Below are 14385 nucleotides of genomic sequence, written 5' to 3' on the forward strand. Positions count from 1 at the left end.
GTTGATTAGTAGTTTCCGTACATTTTCATTTTAGACATCTAAAAAGAATGGTGTTTAGAATGAATAAAGCAACTTTATATAGAAAAACAGGAACTAGCTCATGTGTGATATATATTAAAGACAGCAATACATTCTAGCGATTTAAAATAGGTTGACGGATATACATCATAAAAAATGAGCAGTGCCTAGAAAAAGATACTCGTTTTTTGCTTAAAGATAAGCGATCAATGCCTCAACATACTTCTCAAGATAATGTTTATCGGTTTCGTCAAAGCGGTCTTTAATTGGGCTATCGATGTCCAGGACACCATATATTTCTCCGTTTCGTAAAATCGGAACAACGATCTCAGAATTACTCGCTGTGTCGCAAGCAATATGTCCAGGGAATGCATGGACGTCTGCAACGAGTTGGGTTTCTTTCTCCTTGATCGCCGTGCCACAAACTCCTTTACCATATGGAATTCGTACACAAGCCGGTAATCCTTGGAATGGTCCTAGTACGAGTTCATCGTTCTTCCAAAGGTAGAATCCGACCCAGTTCACTTGATCTAGAAACTGATTCAATAAGCTCGACGCATTAGCAAGCAGCGCAGTCTCGTCTTTCTCATCCTCAGAAAGTGCTTGAAGCTGTTTGATTAATAATTCATATGCTTTTATTCGATCTGTTGAATAAGTAAGTTGTTCAAACATCATAATCCCCCTCAATTTCTCGTTATTCTATTTGCCGATTGAATGGACTTGAGCTTTGCACTTCATTTCCAGTAAGATAGATGTATGTAACTATCAGTAGGTTTCGACATGGATGAAATTCCTGTCGAACGAAAGTTACAGGATTTCCAGCAAGTTTGTCGTATTGGATAGGTAAGGAGCTGAGTATATTGAAGAAAAATCTATCCAAACAAAAAGTAATCCATGCTGCTTCCTCCCTGTTTTTTCAAAAAGGCTTCCATGGCACGTCTGTGAGAGACATTGCCCAAAAAGCAAAAGTGAATGTATCTTCCGTCAGTTACTATTTTAACGGGAAACAAGGCTTGCTTGAATATGCCGTTACAAAATATTATGAAGAGTATCTGAAAACAATAGAGGCTACACTGGAAGCAGCGGAGAATTGGTCTGCTATCGATCGGCTAAACGAATTGATTTTCACAATTATACAATATAAACAGTCGAAACTTCAATTGACTTGTTTTATTCAGCGTGAACTAACTCTTGATTCAGTGTTCGTGCGGGAAATGGTAATCACCTATCTAGCGAAAGAAAACTTTCATATTCGTACGGCGTTTTATAATGTTCTAGCGGGAAAGAAATTGCCCGGGGATGAGAAGGATTATTTGCTCATGCAGCTGAAAGGGATGTTGATTACGCCATATATTTTACACAATGAATGGAAAGACCGGGTAATCGGTGACTATTCGCATGAAGTTTTTGTCAATAAATACGTAAAAACCATTCAAAACTGGCTAAAATTTATTGTCGAAAACTAGGATTTGACAGACAAATTTCACGGGGAATAATAAAAATTAGACAAAATTTTCTTTTTCTTAGCCAAAGTGACTGATTACATGCTATATTAATACTATATCATAACAGATTTAATGAAATATATTTAAATACATGTTAGAGGTTGTTCAAAAGTCGGTAAAAATGACACATCAAACTTCTGCGTTGGTTCGCTTTTCCGCTCCTATGTACCCATTGATGTACATTCCGGTGCGGAGAGCTTCGCCGCATTCGAATTCTTGCGCACAGGAAGTGCTCATGTCGGCGTTGTGATACGAATCGCGAATTTAGCCGACCTCGGTCCTTTTTATCCTCCTTTTTGAACACATACTGTTACTTGTATAAATCCTCTTGTTGAAATGGGGCTAGGAGGTACGCTATGGAATTATTCATTGGAATTATTTTGGCAATTATTGTGTTAATCGTCATCGGTTTAATATTACGGAAACGCGTGTACGATCAGGTGGATCGCTTGGAAGCGTGGAAGTTAGATATTATGGCGAGAAATGTAGCCGGTGAACTCAGTAAAATTAAAAATCTCACTTTATCCGGTGAGACACAAGAGAAATTTGAAACATGGAAGGAACGCTGGGATTATATCGTAGGCAAAGAACTTGCTGATATTGAAGAACACTTGCTGGATGCAGAAGATGCAGCGGATAAGTTCCGAGTTTCTAAAGCGAAGAAAGTGTTAAAGGAAACAGAAGAAATCCTTCAATCGATTGAGGGAAGTATCGACAATATCTTATCTGAACTTGAGGAATTACTCGAATCCGAGAAGTCGAGCAGAATGGAAGTGGAAGAAGTCGAGCCGGCAATTCGTGAATTACGCAGGCAAATATCACAAAACCGCTACCAATATGCAAAAGCGGATCGGTATTTCGATGCAGAGCTGGACAAACTGGAAGCAGCTTTAGAGAATTTCCATGAAGAAAGTGCTGCCGGTAACTATATGGAAGCGAAAAGAATCGTCGATGAGTTGAAAGTTGAGTTAAAAGAACTGGATGAGAAGATCCACGCATTTCCTGAAGTGTATAAGAAAGCGAAGCACGAACTTTCTTCCCAACTGGATCAACTGCTGTCCGGTATGAAAGAAATGAAACAAGATGGTTTTTATATCGAACATCTTGATTTTGAAAACGAAATACGTACATATCAGCAACGAATTATCGATGTGATGGCAACGCTTGAAGAAGGTAACCTAGAGGAAGGTACAAAGGTTCTCGATGAAATGGAAGAAAGAATCTCTGAAATGTATGAATTGCTTGAGGAAGAAGCTTTGGCGAAGAATTATCTGGACCAAAATGTTCCCTCTTACAAAGAGGCAATCATGACACTACATACATCCTTTACAGAAACAAAGGCAGAAGTAGAGGAACTAAAGAAGGCTTATTATGTAGAAGACGAAGAACTGGAAAAATTCCTTGCAGTTGATAAGAAAACACAAGCTTTAAATAAAGAATTGACAGAAGTGTTGGCAGGTCTTGAGGCGAATGATGTTGCACATAGTGAATTACGCGGTAGAGTTGAAGCGGCCTTGGGACAGATTGATGACTTGAAGGAAAAGCATGATACATTTAAAGAAGCGATTCAGACATTAAGGAAAGATGAGCTGCTGGCAAAAGATAAGTTGGCGGAAATGTATGGACAGATTAAAGAATTGCACCGCCGCTTGCGTAAAAGTAATATCCCGGGAGTGCCAACCTTTATCTGGACGAGCTTAGAAGAAACACAACAGAGAAATAAAAAAGTATTAGAGGCGCTGGAACAACATCCATTAGATACAGGTGCGGTCCACCGCTCATTGTTAGAAGCGGAGAGTGCAATCGAACAAGCTAAAGAAAAAATCGACATGATGCTTGATCAGGCTTATTTAACAGAGCGTGTGATTCAATATGCGAACCGTTACCGGAGTAAAAATCCAATGCTTGCTGCTGAATTAGTAGAGGCGGAGCGATTATTCCGCGCATATGAATATGAGCTTGCTTTAGAAAAGGCGGCAAAAGCGATTGAACAAGTTGAACCAGGTGCCTTAAAACGCATTGAAGAAACCCAACTAGTTGTGAATGATTAATATAAGCAAAAAGGCTGTATAAAAAGGATCTCCTTTTATACAGCCTTTCATTATGTAAAAGAATCACCCGCAAGAATCCACAAACCTAATATATGTCCCCATCTCGAACTTAAATGAACTACTTATTGCTTTCATTCAGCGTAAGTGTGTGCAACTTACTTCTGGGGGTCCGCAGTCCAGACACCTCTCGCACCTGCTGAGCGGCTGGTGAGCCTCCTCGGGCTTAGCACTAAGGGGTCTCACCTATGCCTATCGACTAACAGGAGGTTTTAATGCCGGCATTGGTCACAGGACGTGACCGTACTTAGCCGGCCTCCTGCTGGAGTCTCGAGGTGTCTGGACTGCTCCGAGGGGAAAAGCCAAATTTGGAACACTATTTATTAATTTAGGAATAGAACTCTCATCATGATGGGAAAATTTCCAATAATAATAACGCTCTCTACCAGTTCAGTTGCCCGGTGGACGGTGACTCCTGCGGGAATAGCACGAGTCTGGAGACCCCGCAGGGCGGTAGCCCGAGGAGGCTCCAGCTGTGCCCGCGGAAAGCATCCGTCCACCGGGCAACTGAACGGCGATTAGAGATCTAGCCAAGAGAACGTGCTAAACGTTTACGTTGAATGAAAGTGATTAATTGCTATAAGCGTTATGGACTGTGGGTTTTCTAAAATTCGTAACGGTATATTCCGATTGTGGATTCGGGAGGGCTTCTTTGAATTAACAAGCAAAGGGCTTGTTTTTTAAGACTGAATGCAGTAAGATTCTTAAGGAATTATTTGGCGTAAATCTAAATCAATATAGAATAAATAATAAGGAAGGGAGGAGTTTTTTGATGATTTATTTGGATAATAGCGCGACAACAATCCCGGATCCCTCCGTTGTCGAAAGCTACCAAAAAGCATCAGAGAAATTTTTTGCAAATCCATCATCAATCCATCAACTCGGAGGTGCAACCGAAAAACTTCTACAGACAGCAAAACAGCAAGCAGCATCAATCCTGCAAGTTGATGCAAATGAAATTATTTTCACGTCAGGTGGAACAGAAGGGAATAATATTGCGATTAAAGGCATTGCTTTAGAACATCAAAATCGCGGAAAACATATTATCACTACAGCGGTCGAACATCCATCTGTTGACGAGGCGTGTCAAAGTCTTGAAACCCTAGGTTTTGAAGTAACGGTTCTTCCAGTGGATGAGAAAGGGCTGGTCGACGTAAGAGATGTGAAAGAAGCGATTCGAGAGGATACGATTCTTGTAAGTATTATGCATGTGAACAATGAACTCGGTACCATCCAACCGATTGAGAAAATAGGAAAATTATTAAGCAATTATCCTAAATTATATTTCCATGTCGATGCGGTTCAAAGTCTTGGGAAAGTTCCGCTCGATATTCAGAAAGCCCAAATTGACCTTTGCAGTTTTTCCGGGCATAAAATCCACGGTCTAAAAGGGACGGGGATCCTATATGTAAGGAAGCAAGTCTCGCTTTTCCCGCTTTTCCATGGGGGAGGACAAGAGAACGGCCTTCGCTCCGGAACCGAGAACGTCGCTGGGGGTGTATCGATGGTTCGAGCATTGCGCTTGATAAAGGAAAAGCAGCAAAATCAAACGAACCATCTACAAGCGATGCATGACTATTTATGGGAGGAGCTAGAAAGTATAGAGGGTGTCCAGATCAATAGCCCTCATAACGGAGCACCACATATTCTTAACCTGTCCGTACCGGGGATTAAACCGGAAGTGATTATTCATATGCTTGGTGAAAAGGAGATTTATATCTCTACAAAATCAGCTTGTTCCTCAAAAGAGAAAGATGAGAGTAAAGTTCTTGCTGCTTGCGGGTTACCGAGAGAGATCACAATTTCTGGATTACGGATCAGCTTGTCCTATAACAATACCCAGGAAGAAATGGAACGTTTTGTTGCTTCATTTAAAGAAGCAATACATCAATTTAAGGAAGTTTTGAGGTAGATTACAATGCAATATGATCATATATTAATACGTTACGGGGAAATGGCATTAAAAGGAAAGAACATTCGGAGCTTTATCCAAGCACTTCAGGAAAACCTTCAAGTCAAACTGAAAGATTTCCCTAATGCAAAAGTAAAACGAACACAAGGTAGAATGTTTGTCCTCCTAAATGGCCATGAGCCGGAACCGATTATCGAGATTTGCAGAAAAGTATTTGGAATTCACAGCTTATCGCTTGCTCTTAAAGTGAAGAATGATGTGGAGGAGATTAAAGAAGCGGCGCTTGAAGCATTGAAGAAAGCGGACGCTCGTACATTTAAAGTAGCAGCAAAACGAGTGGATAAAAATTTCCCGCATGGTTCTTTAGAAATGAATCAGATAGTAGGCAGCCATCTGTTAGTGAATACAGAAGGTTATACCGTTGATGTTCATGAACCGGATGTGGAGATAAAGGTTGAAATACGTGAGGAAGCGACATACATTACATCGGAAAATATTTCCGGAGCTGGTGGATTGCCTGTAGGAACTGCAGGTAAATCGCTGCTGCTGCTCTCAGGGGGAATAGATAGTCCCGTTGCAGGATATCTCGCCATGAAGCGTGGTGTGCAACTTGAAGCCATTCATTTCCATTCACCTCCTTACACGAGTGAACGAGCAAGACAAAAAGTGCTTGACCTTACGAAGAAGTTAGTTGGTTACGGGAAGTCGATCAAGGTCCATATCGTACCATTTACAAAATTACAACAGGAAATTTTCCGTGAAATGCCGGATAGCTATGCGATGACGATCATGCGCCGGATGATGTTCCGAATAGCTGAAGCAGTTTGTGAACAAGAAAATATTCTATCCCTCACGACAGGGGAGAATCTTGGACAAGTTGCGAGTCAAACAATGGAGAGCATGCATGCAATTAATGAAGTAACCAATTATCCAGTTCTTCGTCCTTTGGTTGCGATGGATAAGGCAGAAGTCGTGGACATATCAAAAGAGATTGATACCTATGAGATTTCAATTCTTCCGTATGAAGATTGCTGTACAATTTTTGTACCGAAATCACCAAAGACGAGACCTCGCCGTGATAAAATTAATGCACTGGAAGCACGCCATGATTTTGGTCCGTCCATTGAAGAAGCAATTGCAGGCATTGAAACGATCCATATTACTGCAAAAAGTGAAGATACAGAGTTTGAAGATTTATTATAATGCAATTTTGTAAGCCTGAAATAGCTAGGTATACCTTTGTAAAAATTTATGAGAAACCGAGCATTACTATCATTTTAGCTTAAGTGCGGCTTCCGTCTGGACTGTTCTGAGGGAAGAACTAGGGCATTTACCAGGAACTGTTAATTTTAGTTGTGTATGATAATTCTCCAAGTAACACAATCTATAGTTACCAAGGAGGTGAGCTAACATGGCTAACAATAATTCAAATCAATTAGTAGTCCCTGGTGCACAACAAGCGTTAGATCAAATGAAATTTGAAATTGCTCAGGAGTTTGGTGTTTCACTTGGTGCAGACACGACTTCCCGTGCTAACGGTTCAGTTGGAGGCGAAATTACAAAACGTCTTGTAACAATAGCACAACAGCAATTTGGCGGTCAATAATTATATAGTTACGTGAAAAACAAAGCCTGTAAAAAGGCAAAAACAGGACGCAACTTGCATGCGTCCTGTTTTTATTAACGATAAGATTACAAGAATGTCCGTCTTACCCGGTCCCAGAAGGAATTATTTTTTAACTTCACCGTTTTGATGACCGTTTCGTCCATGTCAACTTCGAGTGAAGAAATTTTCGTTATTGGATGTGCTTCATTATCTAGACTAATAATCGGATGGTCATTGCCGGTTGGCTGAACATTTAGGGTTAGCTTCCGGTCTTTACTTAGAACAAAGGAAGAGCCTAGTGTACGATATTGATTATTATTTAACGAAGCAACTTCTGAGACTTGATAACTTGCAATGAGTGGATCAATAACTGCACCATAGGCAGATTTATTATATCCCGTACTTCCGGTCGGCGTAGAGACGATTAGTCCATCCCCACGGAATGTCTCAAAATATACATCATCAATCAAAACATCAATGACAATCGTTTTAACAATTGTGGAACGGATACTTACTTCGTTCAAACAATGATACTCCGTTCCATCATTGATTTGTGCTTTAATTACTGGAAATCTCCGCACTTCCAATTCTTCATGCATCAAACTATGTAGCATTTCATCGAAATTATCGAGGTCAAAATCACAATATAGGCCAGATTCCCCGGTCCGCGTAATTCCGACATAGATAGCATCCTGGCGGAAACCGCTTTTTCTTACAGCTTGGAGAAAAGCGCCATCACCACCGACGCTTACAATAATACTTGCGTTATTCGGATGACCTGCAATCTCAAAGCCATTATCCCTGGCAATCTTTCCTAACACATCTACTTTTGCATCTGTTTCGTCATCTTTTAAATAGAAGAAATATAATTGATTTCGTTGCACCAATGTATGCGCCTCCCGTTCTATCTTCATAATTTTATAATATCATCAGGCAATCGTATAATCCAATTATATTCCGAATGATGATTAAAAAAATAATAATCGAACAAGCTAAGAGTAATCACTGGAAAAGAAAAAGGAAGCATCCTTATGTTCTGGATTATACTATTCTCCTTGCTATTGTTTCTATTTACCCTTTTTTTACTCTTTATCACATGTTCAAAAATAAATATTGCATTTTCCTATCGATTCGAGTTGGCAGTTGTTCACAAACTCGATCTATTTCTGTCTGTCATGAACATCCGCATCTGGCAGCGAACGATTGACTTGCCACGTCTAGATCTAAATGGCACTACAGAATCGGCTAAGGTCCATTCGTTAGAAGTAGTCGATTGGAAACGAATCTTTCCATTTATAAAAAAGATAGAGGTGAAAAGATTTGACTGGGAGACGGGAATAGGTACTGGGGAAGCTCATATTACTGGGATGGTCGCCGGATGGCTTTGGGCAGGACAGGAACTTGTGGTAAAAGTGTTGGGGCAGTATTGCAAGCTCAATTCCGAGCCAATCGTTTCCGTACAAACCAATTATCAAGGAGAAGGGTTATATTCACGACTCGACTGTATTTTCCGTTTGCGCTTACACACCTTTTTAAAGATTTATCGGGTGATCAATAATCAAAAGTAAATAATTTGGAGGGACTTGTTATGGAAGAACATCCAATTCAGGGTTTAATGACAACGGCAATGGAAAGCCTGCAATCTTTAGTAGAAACAAATACAATCATTGGGGATTCAATTGAAACACCTGACGGGAGTACAATTATCCCCGTATCGAAAGTAGGATTTGGCTTTGCGGCTGGAGGAAGTGAATTTAGTCCCCAGTCGACGGAAGGAGACGCAACACTACCGTTTGGCGGCGGAAGTGGTGGAGGAGTTTCCTTAACTCCGATCGCCTTTCTTGTTGTGAAGAATGATGAGATAAAAATGGTGCGTCTCGATCAACATACACAGCTTTATGAAAAGTTCCTCGAAATGACACCGCAAGTCATCGACAAGGTAGAAAAAATCATGAAAGATAAGGGCTCTAAAAAAGATAAAAAGGAAAAAGTGAAAAAGACCAATCCGCTAAATTTTGACATATAGAACGAAAATTCATTCCGCGGAATGCTAGTTGAGTTAATCAGGGTGTTAGCGTCCGTTATCTCCCGCCTAATTATATTTGAAACTATTTGGGAACGGGAGGTTTACGGACGGTTGCACTGTGGGAGGAATGAAAACGGTAACGACAATTTTTATCGCTTTTTCCTAAGTGAAAGATTGGACAAGCGAACGAGGATTATTCATAATAGAGACAAGAGAACTAAATTGGGAGGAAGGATAATAGTGAAGCAAATTACATTCCATAATGATCCAGTAACTTTATTAGGAACAGAAGTGAAAGTTGGGGACGAGGCACCAAACTTTACAGTTCTAGCTAATGATTTGAAAGAAGTTTCCTTAGATGATTATAAAGGGAAAATCAAATTGATAAGTGTAGTGCCTTCCATTGATACAGGAGTATGCTCTGATCAGACGAAACGATTTAATGAAGAAGCGTCTAAGCTTGATAATGTACACGTGTTAACGATTAGCATGGACTTGCCTTTCGCTCAAACACGCTGGTGCGCTGCTGAAGGTGTTAAGAACTTGGACACATTATCTGATCATCGAGATGCTGACTTCGGTGAGAAGTACGGTGTCTTGATTAAAGAACTGCGTTTACTAGCAAGATCAATCTTTGTTGTCGATTCAAACGACAAAGTGACCTATGTAGAATATGTTGATGAAGTTTCAAACCATCCTGACTACGACGCTGCTTTAGAAGCTGTGAAACAAGCGAATTAATCGATATCTCTCTCTGGCGGGAGCCCGAGAGAGATTTTTCGTGTGAAATATATACTATACATGTATGGAGGAAGGGAATGGAAAAGTCAGCCGTAGAGAAACTCTTTGAATGGTTCGACGAGACAACCGAAATCATTCAAGCTCATGTGGATGAGCCGTATTTGAATAGTCTCACTGAAACAATGGATACTATTTTTTATGAAACGCCACATGAAGATTTTGATGATATTTTACGTAAAAAGTTGGACAAGAAAATAGATGAATTCAAGCATATCAATCATTCCAAGCAAGATTTGAAGAAAGCAATCCAGCTTGCAATCTTGAACGGAATGAAAGGATCGGTTCAGGAGCAGCATGTGATGACCCCAGAATCCATCGGTATGATTGTCGCTTATTTGGCAAGTCAATTGATGAAGAACAAAGAGAAAATTCGTCTCTTTGATCCGGCAAGTGGTTCAGGGAATTTGCTCCTTACCGTCATGGAACAATTAGAGCAAGAGTTGAAAGTTTATGCTAGTGAAGTGGATCCGACGCTTATTCAGCTTGCAGTGGGCAGCGCAAATCTTCTCCAGCAGGAAGTTGAATTTTTCCATCAGGACAGCCTCGCACCATTACTCCTCGATCCAGTTGATTTGGTCGTTGCTGATCTCCCGGTTGGATTTTATCCAGATGATATCCGGGCAGGAGATTATGAATTAAAAGCGGAAGAAGGACATTCCTATGCTCATCATTTATTCATTGAGCAAAGTATGAAGTATACGAAAGAAGCTGGATATCTTATTTTTGTTGTGCCTGATTTCGTATTTGAGAGTGATCAATCCGAACAATTGAACCGCTATTTGAAAGAGCATGCACATATTGTCAGTTTTCTTCGTTTACCGGAATCAAGTTTCAAATCATCACGGAATGTAAAAAGCATTTTAGTTCTTCAGAAAAAAGGGGTAAAGACTAATAGTCCGAAGCAGCCGTTATTAGTACAGTTGCCGTCGTTAACCAGTCATAATGCCATGGCAGACATACTTGGACAAATAAATCGTTGGTTTCAAACTTATAAAAATTAAACTTTATATGGTGGAGTGATGGTATGAAAAACGTATTGGCTATTAACGCTGGAAGCTCATCTCTTAAATTTCAATTGATTGAGATGCCTAAAGAAAAAGTATCTGCAATAGGAGTTGTCGAAAGAATCGGCTTGCCTGATTCTATTTTCCAAATAGAAGCCAATGGAAAAAAAGACAAAACGGTTCAAGATATTGTAAATCACGAAGTTGCAGTTAAAATGCTTTTAGAAGCGCTCATCAAAAAAGGAGTTATCCAATCATACGATGAAATCGATGCGGTCGGACACCGTGTTGTGCATGGCGGAGAATATTTCAGTGATTCTGTACTTATTACAGATGAAGTGATTGAAACGATTGAAAAGGTATCTGAACTTGCACCACTGCATAACCCGGCGAATTTAACCGGAATCCGTGCATTTAAGGAAATCTTACCAAATGTGCCGATGGTTGCTGTATTTGATACAGCCTTCCATCAAACAATGCCGAAATCATCTTATTTATATAGCTTGCCGGAGAATTATTATACAGATTACGGTATCCGTAAATATGGATTCCATGGCACATCCCATAAATATGTTTCTGAACGGGCAGCTGAATTAATCGGTGCACCACTTGAAAGCTTGCGGTTAATTTCTTGCCATATCGGTAATGGAGCGAGTGTTACTGCAATCCAAGGTGGAGAGTCGATTGATACATCAATGGGATTCACGCCACTTGCAGGTGTGACAATGGGAACCCGCTCAGGAGATATTGATCCTGCATTGATCCCATATATTATGGAAAAAACGGGGAAATCAGCGGATGAAGTGATTAATGTTTTAAATAAAGAAAGTGGAATGCTAGCATTATCCGGCTTCTCCAGTGACTTACGTGATATTGAGGAGCAGTCAGAGACAAATGAACGAGCAGCACTTGCGCTTACCGTTTTCGCGGAACGTATCCACAAATATCTTGGTTCATATGCTGCGAAAATGTCTGGTGTCGACGCGATCATCTTTACAGCAGGAGTCGGGGAAAACAGTGATACAATCAGAGAGAAGATCTTAACAGGACTTGAATTCATGGGTGTTTACTGGGATCCAAAGCGGAATGATGTACGTGGAAAAGAACAGTTCATCAACTACCCGCATTCCCCGGTAAAAGTAATCGTAATACCGACGAACGAAGAAGTAATGATTGCCCGCGATACAATCAGATTAAGCAGTAACTAAAAAAATGGGACGAGAGGATGAGAAAATCCTTTCGCCCTATTTTTTTACGTTTAAGAAATTATAAAATGAAAATACTGTTTTTGTTTCTTTTGTTTTTTTAAATTACCTAATCACTAATACGTCACATTTTGCATGTCTTGTGATGCTTTCTGAAACGCTACCGATGAGGAAACGTTCGACCGCGTTCATTCCTGTAGCGCCGCAGATGATTAAATCTGCTTTGAAATTCTCTGCAATATCACGCGGGACTTTTACTTTTGGAGAGCCGTATTCGATACATCTTACTAAATCAGTAAGCCCTTCATTTCTCGCTGTTTCAATGTAATTATCCAATAATTCCTTCGCATATTCCTCAGCACGCTCAGAAAGTGTACGGTCATATGCCTCAGCTGTTGCAAAAGTGCGGGAATCGATAACGTGTGCGATAACAAGGCGTGCATCATTGTTTTTAGCGATTTTGATTGCTTTCTTGAATGCTTTCTCAGCAGCTTCAGAACCATCTACAGCGATTACAATATTTTGATATTTCATAGTTATCTCTCCTCTCTACTTTAATTATATACCCTTTCTCGTAACGACACAATCAATAATTGCCAATAAAAATTACAACATTGTTACATTCTTTTGGGCAAGCTAGCAGTAAGGAGGTGATCTTTTTGGATAAAAAAAATAAACATCCGAAGCTGTACACCGATCCAAAAGGTATCGAAGCGGTCAAGAACCAGTTGAATGAAAGTTACCAAAGTGGTGTCATCGAAGACCAGCTCGAAAACAACCGGGGAATACACCATTTCAATAATAAAAGCAGATAAGCATGGATAAATTAATTTAAAACTAAACGAAAATGACTGCGATATAACTATTCTAGCAAGGATTAAATCCCTAACCAGCCCCGTATATTCTCGGGGCGATGTATGAATTTGGTTTGGATTACTTTTCTAGGAGGTTTTGTCGCAGTCATTTTCAAATTATTTTCTGTCTGTTTGATTATGTTAATGCTTTAAAACAATCTTTTTGATACAATTAAATTGTATTGAATAAGCTTACGCAGGAGGTTGCGGGGAATGAGAATCGGTATACCGAAAGAAGTACTTAATAATGAAAACAGAGTCGCTATGGCACCATCCGGCGTCTATTCCTTAATTCAGGCAGGACACCAAGTATTTATTCAACACGGTGCAGGAGAAGGTTCAAGCTTCACGGATGAAGCTTACAAAGAAGTAGGAGCAGTAATTGTTAATACTGCGGAAGAGGCTTGGACACAGGACATGGTGCTCAAGGTAAAAGAACCCCAAGAAAATGAATTTCAATACTTCCGTGAAGGACTCATTTTATTTACTTACTTACATTTAGCAAATGAACCTGAATTAACAAAAGCACTTACAGAGAAGAAAGTGACCGCGCTCGCATATGAAACTGTACAGCTCTCAAATGGTTCCTTGCCATTACTTACTCCGATGAGTGAAGTTGCTGGACGAATGGTTACCCAAGTCGGGATGCAATTCTTAGAAAAAATTAAAGGCGGAAAAGGGATTCTCCTTTCCGGGATTCCTGGAGTTGCTCGAGGAAAAGTTGCAATTATCGGTGGTGGGGTAGTGGGTACGAATGCTGCTAAAATTGCGACTGGCTTAGGTGCAAAAGTTACAATTATTGATTTAAATCCGGATCGATTACGCCAGCTGGATGATATTTTTGGAAATTCCATTACGACCTTAATTTCCAATCCACATAATATCCAAGAAGCAGTGAAAGAAGCAGATCTGGTCATTGGCTCCGTACTTATTCCCGGTGCAAAAGCTCCGGTTCTTGTCACAGAGCAGATGGTGAAGGAAATGACACCGGGTTCGGTCATGGTTGACGTCGCAATTGATCAGGGTGGGAACTTTGAAACGAGTGACCGGATCACGACACATGACGCCCCAACCTTTGTAAAACATGGAGTCGTTCATTATACAGTTGCAAACATGCCAGGAGCTGTTCCGCAAACAGCGACAGTAGGTCTTACGAACGCGACTTCGCCCTATGTACTGCAGATTGCCAATAAAGGATACAAACAAGCGGTGCAGGATAATGAAGCTCTTCGTAGGGGAGTAAACACACTCGGCGGCTATATCACGCACGAAGCTGTTGCCAAAGCCCATGGTATGGAATATAAAGATGTTCAAGAGGTTTTAGATAATTAAAGAAAAAGCACTGG

At 40.3% G+C, this 14385-nt stretch carries 15 protein-coding genes; 12 read left to right on the plus strand and 3 right to left on the minus strand.

Annotated features, from left to right (window positions below; translation table 11 throughout):
* Positions 1-210: 210 nt before the first annotated feature.
* Positions 211-690, minus strand: a complete 480-nt coding sequence (locus WKU33_RS06680; RefSeq protein ID WP_156857726.1) for a GAF domain-containing protein — start codon at positions 688-690, stop codon at positions 211-213.
* A gap of 188 nt (positions 691-878) precedes the next feature.
* On the opposite strand from WKU33_RS06680, the gene refZ reads away from it, so the two are divergent.
* From refZ to WKU33_RS06705, 5 genes are all read left to right on the plus strand, one after another.
* On the plus strand, positions 879-1484 hold the full coding sequence (gene refZ, locus WKU33_RS06685) for a forespore capture DNA-binding protein RefZ (protein WP_156857725.1): 606 nt from the start codon (positions 879-881) through the stop codon (positions 1482-1484).
* 395 nt (positions 1485-1879) lie between these two features.
* Positions 1880-3574 carry a septation ring formation regulator EzrA gene (gene ezrA / locus WKU33_RS06690; RefSeq protein WP_340453837.1) on the plus strand — a complete coding sequence of 565 codons (1695 nt, stop codon included), beginning with the start codon at positions 1880-1882 and terminating at the stop codon, positions 3572-3574.
* Positions 3575-4403: 829 nt separating this feature from the next.
* Entirely contained in the window at positions 4404-5543 is a 1140-nt protein-coding gene (locus WKU33_RS06695) for a cysteine desulfurase family protein (RefSeq protein WP_340453839.1), read from the plus strand.
* 6 nt (positions 5544-5549) lie between these two features.
* Positions 5550-6746: a tRNA uracil 4-sulfurtransferase ThiI gene (gene thiI / locus WKU33_RS06700; protein WP_340453841.1), complete on the plus strand. Its 1197-nt coding sequence runs from the start codon at positions 5550-5552 to the stop codon at positions 6744-6746.
* A 208-nt stretch (positions 6747-6954) separates the two neighbouring features.
* A complete protein-coding gene (locus WKU33_RS06705) occupies positions 6955-7149 on the plus strand; it encodes an alpha/beta-type small acid-soluble spore protein (protein ID WP_156857721.1) in 195 nt (64 codons plus the stop codon).
* A gap of 86 nt (positions 7150-7235) precedes the next feature.
* On the opposite strand, the gene WKU33_RS06710 is transcribed toward WKU33_RS06705, so the two are convergent.
* A complete protein-coding gene (locus WKU33_RS06710) occupies positions 7236-8036 on the minus strand; it encodes an NAD kinase (RefSeq protein WP_340453843.1) in 801 nt (266 codons plus the stop codon).
* Between the two features lie 144 nt (positions 8037-8180).
* Here WKU33_RS06710 and WKU33_RS06715 point away from each other — a divergent pair, with 144 nt between their 5' ends.
* From WKU33_RS06715 to WKU33_RS06735, 5 genes are all read left to right on the plus strand, one after another.
* Positions 8181-8717: a DUF2953 domain-containing protein gene (locus WKU33_RS06715; protein WP_340453845.1), complete on the plus strand. Its 537-nt coding sequence runs from the start codon at positions 8181-8183 to the stop codon at positions 8715-8717.
* A gap of 20 nt (positions 8718-8737) precedes the next feature.
* Entirely contained in the window at positions 8738-9175 is a 438-nt protein-coding gene (ytfJ, locus tag WKU33_RS06720) for a GerW family sporulation protein (RefSeq protein WP_156857718.1), read from the plus strand.
* Between the two features lie 240 nt (positions 9176-9415).
* Positions 9416-9916 (plus strand): thiol peroxidase, encoded by a 501-nt coding sequence (gene tpx, locus WKU33_RS06725; RefSeq protein ID WP_188855569.1) that lies wholly within the window; start codon positions 9416-9418, stop codon positions 9914-9916.
* A gap of 77 nt (positions 9917-9993) precedes the next feature.
* The gene (locus WKU33_RS06730; RefSeq protein WP_340453849.1) at positions 9994-10977 is read left to right on the plus strand and encodes a class I SAM-dependent methyltransferase; all 984 of its coding nucleotides are present in this window, start codon (positions 9994-9996) and stop codon (positions 10975-10977) included.
* A gap of 23 nt (positions 10978-11000) precedes the next feature.
* The gene (locus WKU33_RS06735; RefSeq protein ID WP_340453851.1) at positions 11001-12188 is read left to right on the plus strand and encodes an acetate kinase; all 1188 of its coding nucleotides are present in this window, start codon (positions 11001-11003) and stop codon (positions 12186-12188) included.
* Between the two features lie 102 nt (positions 12189-12290).
* Here the strand turns inward: WKU33_RS06735 and WKU33_RS06740 are convergent, their stop codons facing one another.
* Entirely contained in the window at positions 12291-12719 is a 429-nt protein-coding gene (locus tag WKU33_RS06740; RefSeq protein WP_188855572.1) for a universal stress protein, read from the minus strand.
* Positions 12720-12844: 125 nt separating this feature from the next.
* On the opposite strand from WKU33_RS06740, the gene WKU33_RS06745 reads away from it, so the two are divergent.
* Both WKU33_RS06745 and ald read left to right on the plus strand, forming a co-directional pair.
* Entirely contained in the window at positions 12845-13000 is a 156-nt protein-coding gene (locus tag WKU33_RS06745) for a hypothetical protein (protein WP_188855573.1), read from the plus strand.
* Between the two features lie 252 nt (positions 13001-13252).
* Complete coding sequence (gene ald, locus WKU33_RS06750) at positions 13253-14371, plus strand: alanine dehydrogenase (RefSeq protein WP_340453853.1); 1119 nt, start codon at positions 13253-13255, stop codon at positions 14369-14371.
* The last annotated feature ends 14 nt before the right edge of the window (positions 14372-14385 follow it).

The organism is Oceanobacillus sp. HCA-5259, assembly GCF_037892815.1.
GTDB classification, from domain to species: Bacteria; Bacillota; Bacilli; order Bacillales; family Amphibacillaceae; genus Oceanobacillus; species Oceanobacillus indicireducens.